At 65.8% G+C, this 22,069-nt stretch carries 21 protein-coding genes and 1 tRNA gene; 12 read left to right on the top strand and 10 right to left on the bottom strand.

Translation table 11 applies throughout. The features are described from left to right. Positions 1-7: 7 nt before the first annotated feature. A complete protein-coding gene (locus tag VL15_RS33770) occupies positions 8-1,744 on the bottom strand; it encodes a proline--tRNA ligase (RefSeq protein ID WP_048251147.1) in 1,737 nt (578 codons plus the stop codon). A 218-nt stretch (positions 1,745-1,962) separates the two neighbouring features. On the opposite strand from VL15_RS33770, the gene VL15_RS33765 reads away from it, so the two are divergent. Next, positions 1,963-2,610 carry an RNA pyrophosphohydrolase gene (locus tag VL15_RS33765; RefSeq protein WP_048251146.1) on the top strand — a complete coding sequence of 216 codons (648 nt, stop codon included), beginning with the start codon at positions 1,963-1,965 and terminating at the stop codon, positions 2,608-2,610. A 13-nt stretch (positions 2,611-2,623) separates the two neighbouring features. Next, positions 2,624-3,232 carry a CNP1-like family protein gene (locus VL15_RS33760; protein ID WP_048251145.1) on the top strand — a complete coding sequence of 203 codons (609 nt, stop codon included), beginning with the start codon at positions 2,624-2,626 and terminating at the stop codon, positions 3,230-3,232. 96 nt (positions 3,233-3,328) lie between these two features. Here the strand turns inward: VL15_RS33760 and proB are convergent, their stop codons facing one another. The 4 genes from proB to rplU form a co-directional block, all read right to left on the bottom strand. After that, on the bottom strand, positions 3,329-4,447 hold the full coding sequence (gene proB / locus VL15_RS33755; RefSeq protein ID WP_048251144.1) for a glutamate 5-kinase: 1,119 nt from the start codon (positions 4,445-4,447) through the stop codon (positions 3,329-3,331). Positions 4,448-4,538: 91 nt separating this feature from the next. Then, positions 4,539-5,654, bottom strand: a complete 1,116-nt coding sequence (obgE, locus tag VL15_RS33750; protein ID WP_048251143.1) for a GTPase ObgE — start codon at positions 5,652-5,654, stop codon at positions 4,539-4,541. Between the two features lie 191 nt (positions 5,655-5,845). Further along, positions 5,846-6,109: a 50S ribosomal protein L27 gene (rpmA, locus tag VL15_RS33745; RefSeq protein ID WP_006476999.1), complete on the bottom strand. Its 264-nt coding sequence runs from the start codon at positions 6,107-6,109 to the stop codon at positions 5,846-5,848. Positions 6,110-6,133: 24 nt separating this feature from the next. After that, entirely contained in the window at positions 6,134-6,445 is a 312-nt protein-coding gene (rplU, locus tag VL15_RS33740; protein ID WP_006025184.1) for a 50S ribosomal protein L21, read from the bottom strand. Between the two features lie 210 nt (positions 6,446-6,655). Here rplU and VL15_RS33735 point away from each other — a divergent pair, with 210 nt between their 5' ends. The 9 genes from VL15_RS33735 to VL15_RS33695 all read left to right on the top strand — a co-directional run bounded on the left by VL15_RS33735 (position 6,656) and on the right by VL15_RS33695 (position 14,570). Further along, positions 6,656-7,651: a polyprenyl synthetase family protein gene (locus VL15_RS33735; protein WP_048251142.1), complete on the top strand. Its 996-nt coding sequence runs from the start codon at positions 6,656-6,658 to the stop codon at positions 7,649-7,651. Positions 7,652-7,831: 180 nt separating this feature from the next. Then, positions 7,832-7,908 (top strand) — tRNA-Pro (locus VL15_RS33730). A 142-nt stretch (positions 7,909-8,050) separates the two neighbouring features. Further along, positions 8,051-9,343: an HlyC/CorC family transporter gene (locus tag VL15_RS33725; RefSeq protein ID WP_048251141.1), complete on the top strand. Its 1,293-nt coding sequence runs from the start codon at positions 8,051-8,053 to the stop codon at positions 9,341-9,343. Between the two features lie 83 nt (positions 9,344-9,426). Then, positions 9,427-10,701: a GspE/PulE family protein gene (locus VL15_RS33720; protein ID WP_048251140.1), complete on the top strand. Its 1,275-nt coding sequence runs from the start codon at positions 9,427-9,429 to the stop codon at positions 10,699-10,701. Between the two features lie 2 nt (positions 10,702-10,703). Continuing rightward, positions 10,704-11,909: a type II secretion system F family protein gene (locus VL15_RS33715; RefSeq protein ID WP_048251139.1), complete on the top strand. Its 1,206-nt coding sequence runs from the start codon at positions 10,704-10,706 to the stop codon at positions 11,907-11,909. Positions 11,910-11,954: 45 nt separating this feature from the next. Continuing rightward, positions 11,955-12,866, top strand: coding sequence for a prepilin peptidase (locus tag VL15_RS33710; RefSeq protein WP_048251138.1), 912 nt, complete (start codon positions 11,955-11,957; stop codon positions 12,864-12,866). Between the two features lies 1 nt (position 12,867). Continuing rightward, positions 12,868-13,476, top strand: a complete 609-nt coding sequence (coaE, locus tag VL15_RS33705; RefSeq protein WP_048251137.1) for a dephospho-CoA kinase — start codon at positions 12,868-12,870, stop codon at positions 13,474-13,476. Positions 13,477-13,585: 109 nt separating this feature from the next. After that, entirely contained in the window at positions 13,586-14,341 is a 756-nt protein-coding gene (gene zapD, locus VL15_RS33700) for a cell division protein ZapD (protein ID WP_048251136.1), read from the top strand. 28 nt (positions 14,342-14,369) lie between these two features. Then, the gene (locus VL15_RS33695) at positions 14,370-14,570 is read left to right on the top strand and encodes a DNA gyrase inhibitor YacG (RefSeq protein ID WP_048251135.1); all 201 of its coding nucleotides are present in this window, start codon (positions 14,370-14,372) and stop codon (positions 14,568-14,570) included. A gap of 60 nt (positions 14,571-14,630) precedes the next feature. Here the strand turns inward: VL15_RS33695 and VL15_RS33690 are convergent, their stop codons facing one another. The 4 genes from VL15_RS33690 to secA form a co-directional block, all read right to left on the bottom strand. Next, positions 14,631-15,074 (bottom strand): NUDIX domain-containing protein, encoded by a 444-nt coding sequence (locus tag VL15_RS33690; protein ID WP_048251134.1) that lies wholly within the window; start codon positions 15,072-15,074, stop codon positions 14,631-14,633. Beyond that, the gene (locus tag VL15_RS33685; RefSeq protein WP_048251133.1) at positions 15,071-15,940 is read right to left on the bottom strand and encodes an ATP-binding protein; all 870 of its coding nucleotides are present in this window, start codon (positions 15,938-15,940) and stop codon (positions 15,071-15,073) included. The genes VL15_RS33690 and VL15_RS33685 overlap by 4 nt, the downstream gene beginning before the upstream one ends. Before the next feature lie 19 nt (positions 15,941-15,959). Next, complete coding sequence (gene argJ / locus VL15_RS33680; RefSeq protein WP_048251132.1) at positions 15,960-17,201, bottom strand: bifunctional glutamate N-acetyltransferase/amino-acid acetyltransferase ArgJ; 1,242 nt, start codon at positions 17,199-17,201, stop codon at positions 15,960-15,962. 144 nt (positions 17,202-17,345) lie between these two features. Next, a complete protein-coding gene (secA, locus tag VL15_RS33675) occupies positions 17,346-20,144 on the bottom strand; it encodes a preprotein translocase subunit SecA (RefSeq protein ID WP_048251131.1) in 2,799 nt (932 codons plus the stop codon). A 256-nt stretch (positions 20,145-20,400) separates the two neighbouring features. Here secA and VL15_RS33670 point away from each other — a divergent pair, with 256 nt between their 5' ends. Continuing rightward, positions 20,401-20,880: a DUF721 domain-containing protein gene (locus tag VL15_RS33670; protein WP_048251130.1), complete on the top strand. Its 480-nt coding sequence runs from the start codon at positions 20,401-20,403 to the stop codon at positions 20,878-20,880. A gap of 78 nt (positions 20,881-20,958) precedes the next feature. On the opposite strand, the gene lpxC is transcribed toward VL15_RS33670, so the two are convergent. Beyond that, positions 20,959-21,876 carry a UDP-3-O-acyl-N-acetylglucosamine deacetylase gene (lpxC, locus tag VL15_RS33665; protein ID WP_048251129.1) on the bottom strand — a complete coding sequence of 306 codons (918 nt, stop codon included), beginning with the start codon at positions 21,874-21,876 and terminating at the stop codon, positions 20,959-20,961. Between the last annotated feature and the right edge of the window lie 193 nt (positions 21,877-22,069).

Here is a 22,069-nt window from a genome sequence, read left to right as displayed (position 1 = left end):
GCCGTGCTTAGTGTGCGAGCGCGGCGCGGATCTTCTCCGCGACCGTCGCCGCAGCCTCATCGGCCGGCAGCAGCGTCGCTTCGGCGTCGCGGCGGCCCTGGTACTCGATCTTGCCTTCCTTCAGGCCGCGCTCGCCGATCACGAGGCGATGCGGCACGCCGATCAGCTCCCAGTCGGCGAACATCACGCCCGGGCGCTCGCCGCGGTCGTCGAGGATCACGTCGATGCCGGCCGCGGAGAGCTCCGCGTACAGCTTGTCGGCGGACTCGCGCACCATGTCGCTGCGGTCATAGCCCATCGGGCACAGCACGACCTCGAACGGCGCGATCGACTCGGGCCAGATGATGCCCTTGTCATCGAAGTTCTGTTCGATCGCCGCACCGAGAATACGCGTGACGCCGACGCCGTAGCAGCCCATCAGCATCGGCTGCGGCTTGCCCGACTCGTCGAGGAACGTCGCGCCCATCGCTTCCGAATACTTGGTGCCGAGCTGGAACACGTGGCCGACCTCGATACCGCGGCAGATGTCGATCACGCCCTTGCCGTCCGGCGACTGATCGCCCTTCTTCACGTTGCGCACGTCGGCGACGTCCGGCTCGGGCAGGTCGCGGCCCCAGTTCACGCCCGCGATGTGATAGTCGACCTCGTTCGCGCCGACGACGAAGTCGCTCATGTTCGCGACCGTACGGTCCGCGATCACCTTCACGGGCTTCTTCGTGCCGACCGGGCCGAGATAGCCCGGCGGCGTGCCGAACCACTCGACGATTTCCTGCTCGGTCGCGAAGCGGTGGTTCTTCAGGCCCGGCAGCTTGGACACCTTGATCTCGTTCAGGTCGTGATCGCCGCGCAGCATCACGAGCCAGATGATCGGCTCGGCGCCTTCGTTGTCGGTCGCGAGCACGATCGACTTGATCGTGCGCTCGAGCGGGATGGCCAGCAGTTCGGCGACGGCTTCGCACTTCGCCTTGCCGGGCGTCGCGACCTTCTCCATCGCTTCGGCCGGCGCCGCGCGCTCGGCAATCAGCGGCAGCGCTTCGGCCGCCTCGATGTTCGCCGCGAACTCGGACGTCGGGCAGTAGGCGATCGCGTCCTCGCCGGTATCGGCGATCACGTGGAATTCGTGCGAGAAGTTGCCGCCGATCGAGCCGCTATCGGCCGCGACCGCGCGGAATTCGAGGCCGAGGCGCGTGAAGATGCGCACGTACGCGTCGTACATCTTGCGATACGACTCGTTCAGGCCGGCCGCGTCCTTATCGAACGAGTACGCGTCCTTCATGATGAATTCGCGTCCGCGCATCACGCCGAAGCGCGGACGGATCTCGTCGCGGAACTTCGTCTGGATCTGGTAGAAGTTCACCGGCATCTGCCGGTAGCTCTTGATCTGGTTGCGCGCGATGTCGGTGATGACTTCCTCGTGCGTCGGCCCGATCACGAAATCGTTGTCCTTGCGGTCCTTGAAGCGCAGCAGCTCGGGGCCATACTGCTCCCAGCGGCCCGACTCCTGCCACAGTTCGGCCGGCTGCACCGCCGGCATCAGCAGCTCGATCGCGCCCGCCCGGTTCATTTCCTCGCGCACAATCGCCTCGACCTTGCGAATCGAGCGCAGGCCGACCGGCAGGTAGTTATAGATGCCGCCGGCGACGCGACGGATCATGCCGGCGCGTACCATCAGCTTGTGGCTGACGATCTCTGCGTCGGCGGGTGCTTCTTTCAGGGTGCCGATAAAGAAACGGGAAGCTTTCATGCGGACGGTTCCAAAAACGGCGCCCCCAGGCGGGGCGCCCGAAAAAGTTTCAAGGTGAAAAAGCTGCGCGCGACGAACGACGATGGCGCAGATGACTTAGCAGACCAATCAGGGACAATTCAACCGGCACACCCCGCGCGGATTCGCTCCGTCACGGTGCGCAGCGCCCGTTATCTGTTTATAATCAAAGCAATTTTAAAGGATTCGAAGGTGGTTGTATGCTGGATCGTGAAGGCTTTCGCCCGAACGTCGGCATCATCCTCTTGAACGCGCGCAACGAGGTGTTTTGGGGCAAGCGGCTCCGCGAGCATTCCTGGCAGTTTCCTCAAGGTGGGATCAAGTACGGCGAGACCCCCATGCAGGCGATGTACCGGGAATTGCACGAGGAAACGGGCCTGCATCCGGAACACGTCAAGATAATCGGTCGCACGCGCGACTGGTTGCGTTACGAGGTGCCTGACAAGTTCATCAAACGCGAAGTACGCGGTCATTACCGCGGCCAGAAGCAGATCTGGTTCCTGCTGCGGATGGTTGGACGCGATTGCGACATTTGCTTGCGCGCGACCGATCACCCGGAGTTCGATGCGTGGCGCTGGAACGAGTACTGGGTGCCGCTCGATGCGGTGATCGAGTTCAAGCGGGATGTCTATCAGTTGGCGCTGACGGAACTGTCGCGCTTCCTGCGCCACCCGGCGCAGCGAGCCGAGAAGCCGCGTGGCCCGCGCCTGTCGCGCTATCCGCGCGTCATCGGCGTACAGGCCCAGCAGACGCTGACGATTGTCGACACATCGGTAGTCTGTTCGGAGATCGAAGTGGAAGCGGGCACGTTGGACGAGATGCCGCCCCGCGTGATCGTCGGCAAATAACGAGTCGGACTGCATGACCGGGCGCGACCTTGGTGTCGCGCCCTTTTTTTACGAGGAATGCATTTTGAAAGCGATTGCTCTCGCGCTCGCATCGATTGCCGCGGCGGCCACCCTGGCCGGTTGCGCGAATTCGAAGACGCCGACCAACAAGGATGACAGCGAGTTCGTGTATCTGCTGGACCGTCAGGGCAACTGGAAGGAAAACGCGGTCGACACGCTGCCGCCGCTGCCGCAGGCGGGCGACCTGCTGCCGTTCAACGTATCGCAGAACACGCCGCTCAAGTTCTTCGTCGATGCGAAGTCGCTCGCGGTCGGCACCGACGGCGTCGTGCGCTACGCCGTCGTCATCACGAGCCCGGCCGGCGCGCGCAATGTGAACTACGAAGGCATCCGCTGCGACACCTATGAATGGCGACAGTACGCCGGCCTGAATTCGGATCACGACGGCTGGGACCGCACGGTCGAAAACGACTGGCAGCGCATCGAGAACGGCGAACTGAATGCCTACCACTCGTCGCTCTACCAGGACTACTTCTGCTCGAACAAGATGCCGCAGGGCTCGACCCAGCAAATCCTGGAGAACATCCGGTTTCACCGCACCGCGATGACGCAGTTGCGCTGACGGCGCGCGGTGCGGGCCGCACGCCCGTCCCGCCGCATGAAAAAAGCCCGCGTGATGCGGGCTTTTTTATTTGACTGCCGAAACCGCAGCCGGCGGTCACACCAGCACGAGGTTGTCGCGATGGATCAGTTCCGGCTCCAGCATGTAGCCGAGCACGGCCTCGATCTCGCCGCTCGGCTTGCGATGGATCAGTTTCGTCTCCGCGCTGCTGTAGTTGGTGAGCCCGCGCGCCACTTCGCGCCCGTCGGGACCGACGCACGCGATCACCTCGCCGCGCGCGAACGCGCCCTGCACGTCAATCACGCCGATCGGCAGCAGGCTCTTGCCGCCGGCCGTCAGCTTCTCGACCGCGCCTGCATCGATCACGACATGGCCGCGCACCTGCAGATGGTCTGCCATCCACTGCTTGCGCGCTGCCATTCGCGCGGTACGTGCGATCAATTGCGTGCCGATCGCCTCGCCGGCCGCCAGACGCACGAGCACGTCGGACTCCCGGCCGCTCGCGATCACCGTGTTCGCACCGCTATGCGCCGCACGCTTCGCCGCGAGGATCTTCGTCAGCATCCCGCCGCGGCCGAGGCTCGAGCCCGCACCGCCCGCCATCGCCTCGAGTTCCGGCGCGCCCGCATTGGCCTCGGCGACGAGCGTCGCGTTCGGATCCTTGCGCGGATCGGCCGTGAACAGCCCCGTCTGATCGGTCAGGATGATCAGCGCATCGCCTTCGATCAGGTTCGCAACGAGCGCGCCGAGCGTGTCGTTGTCGCCGAACTTGATTTCGTCGGTGACGACCGTGTCGTTCTCGTTGATGATCGGCACGACGCCGAGCCGCAGCAGCGTAAGCAGCGTCGAACGCGCATTCAGGTAACGCTCGCGGTCCGCCAGGTCGGCGTGCGTGAGCAGGATCTGCGCTGTGCGGATGTTGTGCTCGGTAAAGCGGCTCTCATAGACCTGTGCGAGCCCCATCTGGCCGACCGCGGCGGCGGCCTGCAACTCGTCGATTTCCCGCGGCCGCTTGCTCCAGCCGAGCCGTTGCATCCCTTCGGCAATCGCCCCCGAACTGACGAGCACGACTTCCTTGCCCTGAGCGCGCAGCGCAGCGATCTGGGCCGCCCAGCGGCCGATTGCAGCATGATCGAGCCCCTTGCCGTCGTTGGTCACGAGGCTGGAACCCACCTTCACCACCAATCGCTTCGAATCCGCGATGATCGAACGCATCCTGCACTGTCTCCTGTATCTGATGCCTGCTCGGCCGGGCGCGATTGAACGCCGACGCCGGGCGGGCACGCCCGGCGCGTTCCGGAACCGCTCAGGCGTCGTCGCCCGGCACTGCACCGCCGTCCGCAGGCGACGGCGCATCGCGGAAACGCACGTCCGCCGCGAGATCTTCCGCCTCCGCCGCGCGATGCGCGTCCGAATGTTCGGACAGGTAATCGTAGATCGCGTAGCACAGCGCTTCGCAGCCCTGGCCCGTCAGCGCCGAGATCTCGAACACGGGGCCGTCCCAGCCGAAGCGGTCGAGGAAATCGGCGACGCGCGCCTTGCGCTCGTCTTCCGGCACCATGTCGAGCTTGTTGAGTACCAGCCAGCGCGTCTTCTCGAAGAGCGCCTCGTCGTACTTGCGCAGCTCGCCGACGATCGCGGTCGCTTCAGCGACTGGATCGACGCTTTCGTCGAACGGGGCTAGGTCGACCAGATGCAGCAGCACGCCGGTGCGCTGCAGGTGACGCAAGAACTGGTGCCCGAGGCCCGCGCCTTCGGCGGCGCCCTCGATCAGCCCCGGGATGTCGGCGATCACGAAGCTCTTGCTCGGGCCGACGCGCACCACGCCGAGATTCGGCGCGAGCGTCGTGAACGGGTAGTCGGCGATCTTCGGCCGTGCGTTCGACACGGACGAGATGAACGTCGACTTGCCCGCGTTCGGCATGCCGAGCAGACCGACATCGGCGAGCACCTTCAGCTCGAGCTTCAGCATGCGCCGTTCGCCCGGCTTGCCGTCCGTCTTCTGGCGCGGCGCGCGGTTCGTGCTCGACTTGAAATGCAGGTTGCCGAGCCCGCCGGAGCCGCCCTGCGCGAGCATCACCTGCTGGTCGTGCTCGGTCAGGTCGGCGATCAGCTCGCCGGTATCCATGTCGCTGATGATCGTGCCGACCGGCATGCGCAGCGTGACGTCGTCACCGCCCTTGCCATAGCAATCCGAGCCGCGACCGTTTTCGCCGTTGCGCGCCAGGTGCTTCTTCGCGTAACGGTAGTCGATCAGGGTGTTGATGTTGCGGTCGGCGATCGCGTAAACGCTACCGCCCCGGCCGCCGTCGCCGCCGTCCGGCCCGCCGAACGGGACGAATTTCTCGCGGCGCATCGAAGCGCTGCCATCGCCTCCGTCGCCGGCGATGACTTCGATTCGTGCTTCGTCAATGAACTTCATTCGTCACTCCGCCCAGTATTTCCGCTATTGTGCCGCGCGCCGGCGCGCTTGAACAATCTGCCGTTCGGCCGATCGTACGCCGGTTGCGCGACGGTCGCCGGCACGCACATGCGCCCGGCGACCCAATAAAAAAAGGCCCCGCGAAGACTGCGGGGCCTTTCGGCTACGAAGCCCTTGGTGCCTAAATAAACTTAGGCAGCCGCCGGGACAACGATGACCAGATGCTTCTTGTCCGCGCCCTTCGTCGCGAACTTCACGTGACCGTCGACCAGCGCGAACAGGGTGTGATCCTTGCCCATGCCGACGTTCTCGCCTGCGTGCATACGCGTACCGCGCTGACGCACGATGATGCCGCCGGCATTGATTGCCTGGCCGCCGTACACTTTCACGCCGAGACGTTTCGACTCGGAGTCGCGGCCGTTCCGGGAAGAGCCGCCTGCCTTTTTGTGTGCCATCTGATTGCTCCTTTACCGAGGCGCTTACGCGTTGATCGCGTCGATGCGCAGCTCAGTGTAGTTCTGGCGGTGGCCGCCGTGCTTTTGGTAGTGCTTCCGGCGACGCATCTTGAAGATGGTGACCTTGGCATGACGACCGTGCGACACAACGGTGGCCTTGACGGAAGCCCCACTGACCAGCGGCGTACCGAACTTAATCGATTCGCCTTCGCCCACTGCGAGAACCTGGTCGAGCGTGATTTCAGCGTCAATGTCAGCCGGTATCTGTTCTACTTTGAGTTTTTCGCCAACGGCAACCTTATACTGCTTGCCGCCGGTTTTTATGACCGCGTACATTGAGAACCTCACTCTGGATCCAAATTTTCCGCACACCACGCGCGGAAAACACGTGATTATACATGGGGTTAGCACCGAAGTCAAAACCGATCGACGATTACCGCGCGCGGGCCTCGGCCGGACGGCCAAAATCACGGCTGCGGCGCGTCCGACAGACCGGGATATCGCGGATTCGACTTATAATCCGCGGCATCACCCAATTCCATCATCATGTCGTCGTCCACCGCCTCCCCCACCCTCAGCGCCGCCCACCTGCTCGCTCCGATCACCAGCGACATGGAGCAGGTGAATCGCGTTATCCGGCAAAGCCTCGCGTCCGACGTGCTGCTGATCAACCAGATCGCCGAGTACATCATCGGCGCGGGCGGCAAGCGGCTGCGTCCGGCGTTGCTGCTGCTCGTCGCCGGCGCGCTCGGCGAAACGTCGCATCAGCGGCACGTGCTGGCTGCCGTCGTCGAGTTCATCCACACGGCCACGCTGCTGCATGACGACGTCGTCGACGAATCCGAACTGCGCCGCGGCCGCCAGACCGCCAATGCGCTGTTCGGCAACGCGGCGAGCGTGCTGGTAGGCGATTACCTCTATTCGCGCTCGTTCGAGATGATGGTCGGCGTCGGCAAGATGCGCGTGATGGAGATCCTGTCCGAAGCGACGACGATCATTTCCGAAGGCGAGGTGCTGCAGCTCCTCAACATGCACGACGCGGACGTCGACGAAACGCGCTACATGCAGGTGATCCGCTACAAGACGGCCAAGCTGTTCGAGGCGTCGGCGCGCCTGGGTGCGGTGCTCTCGGGCGCCGATGCGCCGACCGAGGCTGCCGCCGCCGAATACGGCCGCCGGATCGGCACCGCGTTCCAGATCATGGACGACTGGCTCGACTACGCGGGCACCGTCGAGGCAATGGGCAAGAATGCCGGCGACGACCTGCGCGAAGGCAAGCCGACGCTGCCGCTCATCCATCTGATTGAACGCGGCACGCCCGAACAGTCGGCGCTTGCTCGCGAGGCGATCGAACAGGGCGGCACCGATCGCTTCGACACGATTTTCGAAGCGATCACGCGCTCGGGCGCGCTCGATCACACGCTCGAATGCGCGCGCCAGGAAGCGCAGGCGGCAGCGGCAGCGATCGCGGCATTCCCCGATTCGATCTATAAGGAAAGCCTGCTCGCGCTGTGCTCGTACTCGACGTCGCGGCAGTCTTGAGCGCATCGCATGCGTCGTCGCCACCGCCGTGACGACGCATGTCCGACACGGGGCAATCGCCCGTCTCGAAAATTTTCTTCGCCAAGGTATTCCATTTTCGAAAAAACGTCGTTATAGTTACGTTCTTGCTCGACGACGCAGCGGTCTTGAAAAAGACGGCGAAATCGGAAGAGTACAAATCGGGGTGTAGCTTAGCCTGGTAGAGCGCTACGTTCGGGACGTAGAGGCCGGAGGTTCGAATCCTCTCACCCCGACCAGATTTGTAAAAAACCGTGCACTGCGTGCACGGTTTTTTTTTGTCCGGCCGCAGCGGACCCATCGTGTCGCGCACGACACATCGCGGTCGCCGGCCTCTGCTATATTCCCTCCATGCCTGTCCTTCACTGCCCTTTCCGACGCGTGGACCAAATTCCCTTATGGGCGCAAATCGGCGCCGTCTTCCTGCTTCTTCTCTGTTCCAGCTTCTTTTCGATTTCCGAGACCGCGATGATGGCGCTCAACCGCCATCGGCTGAAGCATCTCGCCGGCCAAGGCGTGCTTGGCGCGAAAACCACGCAGGGCCTGCTGACGCGGACTGACCTGCTGCTCAGCGTGATCCTGATCGGCAACAACCTGTTCAACACGATCATCCCGGTCCTGACGACGTCGCTCGCGCTCCATACGTTCGGCCGCAACAACCTCGCGCTGTCGATCGCGACCGGCATCGTCGCGTTCCTGATCATCGTGTTCGCGGAAATCGCGCCGAAGATCGTCGGCGCAACCTTCCCCGAACGCATCGCACTGCCCGCGAGCCTCGTTATCGCGCCGCTGATGCGCGTGTTCAAGCCGCTCGTCTGGTTCATCAACGCGCTCGCGAACGGCGTGCTGTGGGTGCTGCGCATCAATACGAAGAAGGGCCGCGACCAGCGGATGTCGGCCGACGAGCTGCGGGCCATCGTGCTCGAGTCGAGCAGTTTCATGCCGACCAAGCACCGCAGCATCCTGCTCAACCTGTTCGACCTCGAGAACATCACCGTCGACGACGTGATGGTGCCGCGCCGCCAGATCGAGGCGCTGAACTTCTACGCGCCGCTCGACGACGTCCTGCATCAGCTCGAAACCTGCTATCACAACCGCCTGATCGTCTACGAAGGCGACATCGACAAGGTGCTCGGCGTGCTGCACGTGCGCAAGACGCTCACCGCGCTGCACAACCAGGATTTCGACCGCGAGACGCTGCGCTCGCTGCTGGCCGAGCCGTACTACGTGCCGTCGGGCACGCCGGTGGTCCAGCAGCTCCAGTATTTCCAGGAATCGCGGCAGCGTACCGCGCTCGTCGTCAACGAGTACGGCGAGCTCGAAGGGCTCGTCACGCCCGAAGACATCATCGAGGAACTGATCGGCGAATTCACGACGTCGATGCCGCGCAGCGAACGTGCTGGCGGCTGGGACGAGAACGGCGAATGCATCGTCTCGGCCAGCATGCCGCTGCGCGAGCTGAACCGCTGGCTGCACCTGAAGCTGCCGACCACCGGGCCGAAGACGCTGAACGGGCTGATTCTCGAAATCCTCGAGGAAATTCCGGAAGACGACGTGTGCGTGAAAATCGGCGACGTGATGCTCGAGGTGATGCGCAGCGACGATCAGGCCGTGCGCACCGTCAAGATCTTCAAGCCGCGCGGCGCGCGCACCGCACGCGCCGCCACGCGCTAGCCGAACGGCCGACTGCCGGCGCCGCCCGCGACGCGCGACCATCTGCAGGTCACGGTCAACAGGCGGCCAACATGCCGGCTCACATGCACTTCCCTCCTCCCGGGGCGCCACTGCGCCCGCAGCCGCCCCTCCACGCCGACGCGTCGCCCGCCGCCGCGCCACGCGCGCTCGACGCGGCCCAGCTCGACGATGCACCGGCCGTGCGGTTATTGACCGACACGCTGCACGCGGCACGCGTGCGCGACGCGTCCGACATCCACGTCGAACCGTTCGAAGCCGGCTGGCGCATCCGCCTGCGCGTCGATGGCGTGCTGCATGAACATGCGCGGCCGCCCTTTCATCTGCGCGACGCGCTCGTCACGCGGATCAAGGTACTCGCGCGCATGGACATCGCCGAGCGACGGCTCCCGCAGGACGGCAGGCTGCGCATCTCGATCGACGGCGGCACGCGCGGCGACTACCGGGTCAGTTCGCTGCCCACGCTGTTCGGCGAAAAGATCGTGCTGCGGCGCCTCGACACGCTGCCGCCCGATCTCACGCTCGCCCGCCTCGGCTTCGACGCGCAGCAGGCGGCCGCGATGGAGGCCGCGATACGCGTACCGCATGGCCTCGTGCTCGTCACGGGCCCGACCGGCAGCGGCAAGACGCTGTCGCTCTACTGCGCGCTGCAGATGCTCGATCGCGATGCGCACAATGTCTGCACGGTCGAGGATCCCGCCGAGATCCAGCTCGACGGGATCAACCAGGTCGGTGTCGCCGAAAAGGCGGGGCTCACCTTCGCGACCGCGCTACGCGCGCTGTTGCGGCAGGATCCGGACATCATCATGGTCGGCGAGATTCGCGACGCGGAAACGGCCGACGTCGCGATCAAGGCTGCGCAAACCGGCCATCTCGTGCTGTCGACGCTGCACACGAACGACGCGCCGGCAGCCGTCGCGCGGCTGCTCGACATCGGCGTCGCGCCGTACAACCTGGCGGCCGCGCTGCACCTCGTCACGGCGCAGCGTCTCGTCCGGCGGCTCTGCACCGCTTGTCGCGCGCACTCGGACGCACCGGCGCGCGTGCTGCGGGAAGCCGGCTGCGACCCTGCGGCCCTGGCAGGCGGATGGCGGCCGTTCGTCCCGCGGGGCTGTTATGCCTGTCACGGTATCGGCTATCGCGGCCGTATCGGCCTGCATCAGACGATGCCGGTTTCTCCCGAGCTGGCGGAGCGCATCGTCGCGCGGGCGAGCGTCGGTGAACTCGCGCAATGCGCGGCGGCCGCAGGCGTGCGCAGCCTGCGCGACGCGGCCTTCGCACGTGTCCGGGACGGCACAACGAGCATCGCGGAAGCCGTCGCCGCGACACCCGCAGTGTGAGCATGCGCACGCCGCCGCGCGAAACCCGCTTCGCGTGGCGCGGCCGCCGCCGAGACGGCACGCCGTGCCGCGGGAATGTCATTGCCTTCGACGCCGCCGCTGCGCGCGCCGCGCTCGCGCGCGACGGCATCGCGGTACTGTCGCTCGACGTCCGCGGGCTGGCCCGACCGCCGACGGCCGGCGCACGGGACGTCACACGCTTCACGCGCCAGCTCGCGAGCCTGCTGCAAGCCGGGCTGCCGCTCGCGCCGTCGCTCGAGATGCTCGCGCGTACACGTACGCGCGACGGGCTGCCGCGCATCGCGGCGGGCCTCGCTCGCGAGATCGTCGGCGGGCGCCGCTTCGCCGACGCGCTCGCACGCTATCCCTCCCAATTCGGCACGCTGTATCGCCAGCTGATCGAGGTCGGCGAAGCGTCGGGCTCGCTCGGCATCGTGCTGACACGAGTCGCGGAACACCGCGAGCGCGCCGACGCGCAGTGGCGCAAGCTGCGTGCCGCGCTCGCGTATCCGGCGGCCGTCATCCTGTTCGCGCTCGCGATCTCGGCTGCGTTGATGGTCTGGGTCGTACCCACGTTCCGGCAGATCTTCGACGGTTTCGGCGCCGCACTGCCGGCGCCGACCCGGGCGCTGCTCGCGGTGTCCTCCGCGCTGTCGGCGTGGGGTGGCGTGCTTGTTGCCGGTGCCGCGGCAGCAGGGCTTGCCGCGCATCAAGCGCTTCGGCGGTCGGCACCGCTGCGCCACGCGGTCGCACGGCACCTGCTGCACGCGCCGCTCGCGGGCAGCGCGCTCGGGCGGTTCGCGGTCGCCCGCTGGTGCCGCTCGCTTGCCACGCTGCTCGGCGCCGGTGTGCCGCTTGCCGACGCCTTCGCCACGCTCGAGCGCACGGCCGGCCATCCGGTGTTCGAGCATGCCACCGCGCAAATCGCCGCACGTGTGCTGCGCGGCGCGCGTCTCGCCGACGCGATGCAGTCGGCCGGCTGCTTTCCCGACGACGTCGTGCAGCCGATCGCCGTCGCCGAGGAGACCGGTGCGCTCGACACGATGCTCGCCGACATCGCCGTGCTGTGCGAACGCCAGCTCGATGCGCGTCTCGAAACGCTCGCCGCGCTCGGCGAACCGCTGATCGTGATCGTGCTGGGCGCACTCGTCGGCGGCCTCGTGATCGCGATGTATCTGCCCATCCTTCAGCTCGGCAACGTGGTGTAGCATCGCAACCGATTCTGTCGCCTTTTAGTCCGAACCTTGAGCCTCATGACGCCAGCGCCCCTGTCCGCCGTTCCCGATTCGCCCGAGAGTACGCTGCTCGCGCTGGCGATGCTGCCGCCCGCGCTGCAGTATGCGTTCGCGGTCGTCATCGGTCTCTGTGTCGGCAGCTTCCTGAACGTGGTCGTGCACCGGCTGCCCGTGATGATGCAGCGCGCGTGGCAGGCCGAGATCGCCGAAGCGACCGGCAACACCGGCGCCGCCCCCGACGACGGTTATCCGCCGCGCTACGATCTGTGGGGCCCGCGTAGCGCATGCCCGCATTGCGGTCACGTGCTGCGCGCATGGGAAAACATCCCGGTCGTCAGCTACCTGATGCTGCGCGGGCGCTGTCGGCGCTGCAGCCACCCGATCGGCATCCGTTATCCGCTCGTCGAGCTCGCGTGCGCGCTGCTCGCCGCCGGCTCGCTCGCGGCGTTCGGCCCGACCGTCGCCGCGCTTGCCGCCTTCGCGCTGTGCGCCGCGCTGCTTGCAATGAGCGCAATCGATATCAGCACCGGCTACCTGCCCGACTCGATGACGCTGCCGCTCCTCTGGGCGGGGCTCGTGCTGAACCTCGGCGGTACGTTCACGTCGCTGCGCTCGGCCGTGATCGGCGCGATCGCCGGCTACCTGTTCCTGTGGTCGATCTACTGGCTGTTCAAATGGTTGCGCGGCATCGAGGGCATCGGCTTCGGCGACCTGAAGCTGCTTGCCGCGCTCGGCGCATGGATGGGTTGGGCCGCACTGCCGCAGGTCGTGCTGTTCGCCGCGGTGACGGGAGCGATCGTCGGGCTGGTCGCGACCTGGCGCGGCCGCATGCGCTTCGAGGAGCCGATTCCGTTCGGCCCGTTCCTCGCGGCAGGCGGCGTCGCAACGCTGTTTTTCGGTACCCCTTTCTATGCGGCGCTCGGAGGCTGACATGTTCGCAGTAGGACTCACCGGCGGCATCGGCAGCGGCAAGACGACCGTCGCCGACCTGTTCGCCGCGCGAGGCGCATCGCTCGTCGACACCGATCTGATTGCCCACCGCATCACCGCGCCGGGCGGCCTCGCGATGCCGGCGATCGAACAGGCATTCGGCCGCGGCTTCGTGGCCACCGACGGCTCGCTCGATCGCGCGAAGATGCGCACCCTGATCTTCAGCGACGACGACGCGCGCCGGCGCCTCGAAGCGATCACGCATCCGCTGATCCGCGCGGAGACCGATCGCGAAGCCCGCGAAGCGCAGGGCCCGTACGTGATGTTCGTCGTGCCGCTGCTCGTCGAGTCCGGCAACTGGAAGGCGCGCAGCGATCGCGTGCTCGTCGTCGACTGCCCGGTAGAAACGCAAATCGCACGCGTGATGCAGCGCAACGGCTTCACGCGCGAGCAGGTCGAGGCGATCATCGCGAGGCAGGCAACGCGCGAAGCCCGACTCGCGGCGGCCGACGACGTAATCGTCAACGACGCGACGACGCCCGCTGCGCTCGCCGTGCAGGTCGATGCACTGCACCAACGCTATCTCGGATTCGCGGCCGCCGCGCACTGAGCATTGCATGCGATCCTGATGGCGTACGAAATTGGCGCGTTGCTAGGGTAGAGAGTGGGCATTAGAATGTCCTGCATTGTTTCAATCCCTACCCAAGAGGCGAGCGCGCTTGATTCTTTACGAGTATCCGTTCAACGAGCGAATTCGCACGCTGTTGCGCCTCGAAGATCTCTTCGAGCGCTTCACGTTCTTTTTGGCTCAGGAGGACCCGCGTGAACACCACGTCGCGCTGACGACGCTGTTCGAAATCGCCGAGGTAACGGGCCGCGCGGACCTGAAATCGGATCTGATGAAGGAGCTCGAACGTCAACGCCAGACGCTCGCCCCCTTTCGCGGCAATCCGGGCATCGAGCAGAACGCGCTCGAAGCCGTGCTCGGCGAAATCGAGCAGACGCTCGCGAATCTCGCCCAGATGCAGGGCAAGACCGGCCAGCACCTCGTCGACAACGAGTGGCTCGCCAGCATCCGCAGCCGTGCAGTCATTCCCGGCGGCACGTGCAAGTTCGACCTGCCGTCGTATTACGCGTGGCAGCAATGGCCCGCCGAGCAGCGGCGCCAGGACATCGCGAAGTGGATCATGCCGATGCTGCCGCTGCGCGACGCCGCGGCAATCGTGCTGCGCCTCGCGCGCGAATCGGGTCAGGCATCGAAGGTCATGGCAATGCAGGGCAGCTACCAGCAGATGCTGTCCGGCCGCACCTACCAGTTGATGCAGGTGCGCGTGCCGCCGGAGTTGCGCGTCATTCCCGAAGCGAGCGCCAACAAATACATGCTGTGGGTACGGTTCACCATGCAGGACGGCGATGTGCGGCCGCGTGCGGTGGACATCGACGTGCCGTTCCATCTGACACTGTGCAATCTGTAACGGCCGCGCGCCGGATCAATGCTTTCGTATGACTACCGTTGTGAAATGCCCGTCGTGCAGCGTCGAAGTGCGCTGGACGCCTGAAAATCAGTTCCGTCCGTTCTGTTCGGCCCGCTGCAAGCAGCTCGACCTCGGCGCATGGGCCGCGGAAAAGTACCGGATCGGCGGCACCTCCGACGAGGGCCCCTCGTCGGAGGAAGACGGCACGGACGGCCGCCGCGACAGCTGAGCGGCACGCGGCACCGCCCGCCGCCGATATGGCCCGCCTTTTCGGCAGGGCGTGGCGGCGTCAGTGCGACGCCGCTTCCTTCTCGAGCAGTTCGAGTACCGGCAGTGCCGCCGGCAGCAGCGGCGCGACGTCGACCGGCAGTTGCTGCCACACGAACGCCTGCCCTTCCTTGCTGTGCGGCTCGCCCGTCCAGCCCGTCACCTTGCAGAAATAAAGCCGCACGTACGCGTGCGGATAATCGTGCTCGAGCGTGTGCCAGCGATGGCTGGCCGTGACGACGATACCCAATTCCTCGTGCAGCTCGCGCGCCAGCGCGTCCTCGACGCTTTCGCCGGCCTCCAGCTTGCCGCCCGGAAACTCCCAGTAGCCTTCATACGGTTTGCCCTGCAGCCGCTGCGCGAGCAGGTACCTGCCATCCGGCTGCACCATCACGCCAACCGCGACTTCCGTCACCTTGCGGCCATCCGGTGCACGCACGGCGCCTTGTGCGAGATCCGCGCTCATGCCTGCTCCTTGCGGCCCGACCAGTCACGCGCGAACTGCCACGCCACGCGCCCCGAACGCGAGCCGCGCTCGAGCGCCCACACGAGCGCGTCGCCACGCGCGGACTCGATCTCCGCATCCTCGCAGCCGAAATGACGCAGCCAGTGCGCGACGATGCCGAGGTAGTCGTCCTGCTTGAACGGATAGAAGCTGACCCACAGGCCGAAGCGCTCCGACAGCGAGATCTTCTCCTCGACGACTTCGCCGGGGTGAATCTCGCCATCCGGGAGATGCTTGTACGACTCGTTGTCGCTCATATACTCGGGCAGCAGATGGCGGCGGTTCGACGTCGCGTAGATCAGCACGTTGTCCGACTGCGCGGCGATCGAGCCGTCGAGCGCGACCTTCAGCGCCTTGTAGCCCGATTCGCCCTCCTCGAACGACAGGTCGTCGCAGAACACGATGAACCGCTCGGGGCGCTGCGCGATCAGATCGACGATGTCGCCGAGATCGTGCAGATCGTCCTTGTCGACTTCGATCAGACGCAGCCCGTCCTTCGCATACGCGTTCAGGCACGCCTTGATCAGCGACGACTTGCCGGTGCCGCGCGCGCCGGTCAGCAGCACGTTGTTGGCCGGCTTCTGCTGCACGAACTGCCGCGTGTTCTGCTCGATCAGCCCTTTCTGGCGATCGATGTTGTGCAGATCGCCGAGCGTGATCGACGATGCGGCCGGCACCGGCTGCAGGTATCCGCGCCCCTGGCGCTTGCGCCAGCGGAACGCGTGAGCAGCGTTCCAGTCGACGGCGGCCGGCGCGGGCGGCAGCATCCCTTCGAGACGGCCGAGCAGCGCTTCCGCGCGTGTCAGAAACTGTTCAAGCTTGTCCATGTCGTTCGAGCGCTCCCGATCAGGAGCGGTAATCCGCGTTGATGCTCACATAATCATGCGACAGGTCGCACGTCCAGACGGTTGCCTGCGCGTCGCCGCGGCCGAGCAGCACGCGGATCGTGATTTCGCTCTGCTTCATCACGCGCTGGCCATCCTCTTCCTGGTAGGCCGGGTTGCGGCCGCCCGCCTTCGCGACGAGCACGTCGTCGAGATAGAGGTCGATCTTGCCGACGTCGAGATCCGCGACGCCCGCATAACCGATCGCCGCGAGAATCCGGCCGAGGTTGGGGTCGGATGCGTAGAAGGCCGTCTTCACGAGCGGCGAATGGCCGATCGCGTACGCGATCTGGCGGCATTCGGCGACGCTCATGCCGCCTTCGACCTGCACCGTCATGAATTTCGTCGCGCCTTCGCCGTCGCGCACGATCAGTTGCGACAGCAGCTGCGCGACTTCCGTCACCGCATCGCGCAGCGCCGCATAGGCCGGCGAATCGGTCGACGTGATCGCCGGCAGCGTGCTCTTGCCCGACGCGATCAGGATGAACGAGTCGTTCGTCGACGTATCGCCGTCGATCGTGATGCAGTTGAACGAGCGGTCGGCGACTTCCTTGACGAGGGTGTCGAGCACCGGCTGCGCGACGTTCGCGTCGAACGCGAGGAAGCCGAGCATCGTCGCCATGTTCGGCTTGATCATGCCCGCGCCCTTGCTGATGCCCGTCAGCGTGACCGTGTGACCGTCGATCGCAACCTGGCGCGACGCGGCCTTCGGCAGCGTGTCGGTCGTCATGATCGCCTGCGCGGCGTCATACCAGTTCGCGGCCTTGCGGTTCGCGAGCGCCGCCGGCAGCCCGGCCTTCAGGCGGTCGATCGGCAGCGGCTCGAGGATCACGCCGGTCGAGAACGGCAGCACCTGCGCCGGCTCGATGCCCGCGAGGCGCGCGAGTTCGGTGCAGGTTTCGCGGGTGTTCACGAGACCCGGTTCGCCGGTGCCCGCGTTCGCATTGCCCGTGTTCACGACGAGCGCGCGAATCCCCGCGCCGCCCGCGCGCACCTTCGCCAGGTGCTCGCGGCAAACCGTTACCGGCGCCGCGCAAAAGCGGTTCTCGGTGAACACGCCCGCGACCGTCGCCCCTTCGTCGACGGAGATGACCAGCACGTCCTTGCGATTCGGCTTGCGGATGTTCGCTTCCGCCCAGCCGAGCGTGACGCCGGCGACGGGATGGAGTTGGGCGGGATCGATCGACGGAAAATTGACAGCCATGGGGCACACCTGCCGGATGGAAAATGCCGGCACGTGCCGGCATCGATTGGAAGAACCGGCGGCCGCACGCGCGGGCCGCCGCAACTCACATCACTGATTCGAAGCTGCGAACGAAGCGGCACGCGTCACGCGCGCCGCCGTCGATCATGACAGCTTCCCGTGACAGTGCTTGTACTTCTTGCCGCTGCCGCACGGGCACGGATCGTTGCGACCGACCTTCGGCATCTCGCCGCCGGGGCCGCTGTGGGCCATCGCGCTGCCGACCATGTCGGCCGTCGCGGCAGCAGCCGCAACGGCTGCCCCGCCGGCCACCGGCGCAGCGGCTTCGGCGAACTCGGCGTGCTGGTACTCGACGTTCTCGAGATGGCCGCCGCGCTCCTCGATCTGCTCGGCCGCTTCCTCGAGCTGCTCCGGCGACTGGATCTGCACGTTCATCACGACCCGCGTGACTTCCTGCTTGATCGCCTCGAGCATCGCGGCGAACAGCTCGAACGCTTCGCGCTTGTATTCCTGCTTCGGGTTCTTCTGCGCATAACCGCGCAGGTGGATGCCCTGGCGCAGGTGATCGAGCGCCGCGAGGTGCTCGCGCCACAGGCGGTCGACCGTCTGCAGCATCACCGAGCGCTCGAACGCGCTGAACGATTCGCGGCCGACCATCGCGACCTTTGCCTCGTACTGCTCGTCGGCGGCCGTCATCACGGCGTCGAGAATCTCCTCGGCCGTGATCGACGTCGACTCGTTCACCATTTCCTGGATCGCGAGGTCGAGCTGCCAGTCGTTGCGCAGCGCTTCCTCGAGCTCGGGCACGTCCCACTGCTCCTCGATGCTGCCTTCCGGCACGAACTGGCGGACGACTTCCGTAACCACGCCGTGACGCATCGCGGAGATCGTCTCGGTGATGTCGTGTGCTTCGAGCAGTTCGTTGCGCTGCTGGTAGATGACCTTGCGCTGGTCGTTCGACACGTCGTCGTATTCGAGCAGCTGCTTGCGGATGTCGAAGTTACGCGCTTCGACCTTGCGCTGCGCGGATTCGATCGAACGCGTGACGATGCCGGCCTCGATCGCCTCGCCTTCCGGCATCTTCAGGCGATCCATGATCGAGCGCACGCGGTCGCCCGCGAAGATGCGCAGCAGCGGATCGTCGAGCGACAGGTAGAAGCGCGACGAGCCCGGATCGCCCTGGCGGCCCGCACGGCCACGCAGCTGGTTGTCGATCCGGCGCGATTCGTGGCGCTCGGTGCCGATGATGTGCAGGCCGCCCGCGGCCTTCACCTGCTCGTGCAGCGTTTCCCACTCGTCGTGCAGCTGCTTGATGCGGCGCGCTTTCTCGTCGGCGGGAATCGCGTCGTCGGCCTCGATGAACGCGGCCTGCTTCTCGGCGTTGCCGCCGAGCACGATGTCGGTGCCGCGGCCGGCCATGTTGGTCGCGATCGTGACGCGCTTCGGACGGCCGGCTTCCGCGACGATCGCGGCTTCACGCTCGTGCTGCTTCGCGTTCAGCACCTCGTGCGGCAGCCCGGCCTGCTTCAGCAGGTGCGACAGCAGCTCGGAGTTCTCGATCGACGTCGTGCCGACCAGCACCGGCTGGCCGCGCTCGTAGCAGTCGCGGATGTCGCGGATCACCGCGTCGTAGCGCTCCTTGGCCGTCTTGTAGATCTGGTCCTGCTTGTCGATCCGCTTCGGCGGGCGATTGGTCGGGATCACGACCGTCTCGAGGCCGTAGATCTCGTTGAATTCGTACGCTTCGGTGTCCGCGGTACCCGTCATGCCCGACAGCTTCGCGTACATCCGGAAGTAGTTCTGGAACGTGATCGATGCGAGCGTCTGGTTCTCGCTCTGGATCTTCACGTGTTCCTTCGCCTCGACTGCCTGGTGCAGGCCGTCGGACCAGCGGCGGCCGGCCATCAGGCGGCCCGTGAATTCGTCGACGATGACCACTTCGCCGTTCTGCACGACGTAGTGCTGATCCTTGTGGAACAGCGTGTGTCCGCGCAGCGCCGCGTACACGTGGTGCATCAGCGTGATGTTCTGCGGCGCGTACAGGCTTTCGCCCTCGCCGATCAGGCCCCATTCGGCGAGCAGCCGCTCGGCCTTCTCGTGGCCCGATTCCGTCAGGAACACCTGGCGTGCCTTCTCGTCGAGCGTGTAGTCGCCCGGCTTCTCGACGCCCGTGCCGTCGGCCTTCTCCTCGCCGATCTGGCGCTCGAGCAGCGGCGGCAGCGCGTTCATCCGCACGTACAGTTCGGTGTGATCCTCGGCCTGGCCCGAAATGATCAGCGGCGTACGCGCTTCGTCGATCAGGATCGAGTCCACTTCGTCGACGACCGCGAAATTCAGTGCCCGCTGCACGCGCGCGTCGGTCTCGTAGACCATGTTGTCGCGCAGGTAGTCGAAGCCGAACTCGTTGTTCGTGCCGTACGTGATGTCCGCCGCGTAGGCCTGCTGCTTCTGGTCGTGCTCCATGCCGGACAGGTTGATGCCGACCGACAGACCGAGGAAGTTGTAGAGGCGCGCCATCCATTCGGCGTCGCGCTGCGCAAGGTAATCGTTGACGGTCACGACGTGCACGCCGCGGCCCGCCAGCGCGTTCAGGTACACGGGCAGCGTCGCGACGAGCGTCTTGCCCTCGCCGGTGCGCATTTCCGCGATCTTGCCGTAGTGGAGCACCATGCCGCCGATCATCTGCACGTCGAAGTGCCGCATCTTCAGCACGCGGCGGCTCGCCTCGCGACAGACCGCGAACGCCTCGGGCAGCAGCTTGTCGAGCGACTCGCCGGCCGCGACCCGCTGGCGGAATTCGTCCGTCTTGCCGCGCAACTGGTCGTCCGTCAGCTTCTCGATCTGCGTTTCGAGCGCATTGATCGTCGTGACGGTCTTTTGGTATTGCTTGACGAGCCGCTGGTTGCGGCTGCCAAAAATTTTCTGGAGAAAACCGGTTGTCATCGGATCGGATCCTGCGTCGCAGCACCGGCGCCCGGCGCGTGTTGCGCGCCCCGACGCCCGAGCCTCGGCGGCTTAGCGAATTAGTGGACTCAAACGGTGAATTTTAGCACGCGGGGACGCGTGCGCCCGTGTCTCGGCCGGACGGGCATAACGCGCCGACGGCCGGGCCGACGGGGCGAAAGCCGCCCGTGCACGGGCCCGCGCGGGTACAATCGGCGTCAACGTCCGCGCGCGTGCGCGCCCGAAGAATGCCTCGATGAACCGATTTTCCAAGCGTTTCGGCCCGCTCGCCGCACATCGCCCCCAACCCGTGTCCGAAGTGCTCAACCGCACCGACGCGTTTACGGCGCTGCGCGTCGGCGTCGAACAGGTCGCGTCGCTGCAGCGCGATCTGTGCGCGCTGCTGCCCGACTATCTTGCGAATCATGTCGAACCGGGCTTCATCAAGGACGGCACCCTGACCCTCTTTGCCGCACACAATGCACTCGCCGCCCGGCTGCGGCAGGTCGAGCCACGGCTGCTCGCCGATCTGCAGAAGCGCGGCTGGCCCGTCGCGGCGCTGCGCGTGCGCGTGCGTCCGAAGGACGCGCCGGAACCGCCGCACGTGAAGCAGGCGCGGATGACCTCGGTCGGCGCCGCCGCATTGCGCGACCTCGCCGATCACCTCGCACCGTCACCGCTGCAGGCCGCGCTCGCACGAATGGCGGCACGGCACGGCGCGAAATCGCCGCGCTGAGCGCGCCCGCCCGCGGCGGCAGACCAATAAAAAAGCGGCCCGCAGGCCGCTTTTTTCATTACTGGTACCGAATGCCGGTCAGGCGAACGCCGTCTGCGCGTCGAACGCGAAGCCGCGCGGGGCAGCCTGCGGATCGTCAAACGTGACGACCTCGTACGCGTCTTCATGCGCGAGCAGCTCGCGCAGCAGCGCGTTGTTCAGCCCGTGGCCCGACTTGTACGCGGTGTACGACGCCAGCAGCGGATGGCCGATCACGTACAGGTCGCCGATCGCGTCGAGCATCTTGTGCTTCACGAACTCGTCGTCGTAGCGCAGCCCGTCGTTGTTCAGGATGCGGTACTCGTCGAGCACGATCGCATTGTCCATGCTGCCGCCGCGCGCCAGGCCGATCTCCCGCAGCATCTCTGCCTCGTGCGCGAAGCCGAACGTGCGCGCACGCGCGATCTCGCGCACGTACGACGTATTCGCGAAATCGACCTCAAGCTCCTGGCCCGTCTTGTCGACAGCCGGGTGCCGGAAATCGATCGAGAACTTCAGCTTGAAGCCGAAATACGGATCGAGACGCGCGAACTTGTCGCCATCGCGGATTTCGACCGTTTTCTTCACCTTGATGAAGCGCTTCGGCGCGTTCTGCTCCTCGATGCCGGCGGACTGGATCAGGAACACGAAGGTCGCCGCGCTGCCGTCCATGATCGGGATTTCTTCAGCCGTCACGTCGACATACAGGTTGTCGATGCCGAGGCCCGCGCACGCGGACATCAGGTGCTCGACCGTCGACACGCGCACGCCATCCTTCTGCAGCACCGACGCGAGCCGCGTGTCGCCGATCGACATCGCCGAGGCGGGAATGTCGACGGGCGTGGGCAGGTCAACGCGCGAGAAAACGATGCCCGTGCCGGGCGCGGCGGGACGGAGCGTCAGCTCGATCTTGCGGCCCGAGTGGACACCGATCCCCACGGTCTTGACGATGGATTTGATGGTGCGCTGCTTCAGCATGGTGTTCTTCGTCTTGATTGAAGATGTCAATCAGGAGTTATATTCGATAGGCGGGATTATAGCGTAATTCCCTATTCAACGCTGTTTGAAACTGCGTATCAATCTGTTTCGGCAGTTTACCCGCGCCGATACGGGACGGGCCGATGCCCGGAACGGAGGCGTTTCCGGTCATCAGCCCGTGTTACAACTGCCC

Origin of the sequence: Burkholderia cepacia (genome assembly GCF_001039005.1) — a bacterium.
In the GTDB taxonomy this organism is placed as follows: domain Bacteria; phylum Pseudomonadota; class Gammaproteobacteria; order Burkholderiales; family Burkholderiaceae; genus Burkholderia; species Burkholderia theae.
Note: the sequence above shows the minus strand (reverse complement) of the source record. Positions and strands in the feature narration are given on the sequence as shown.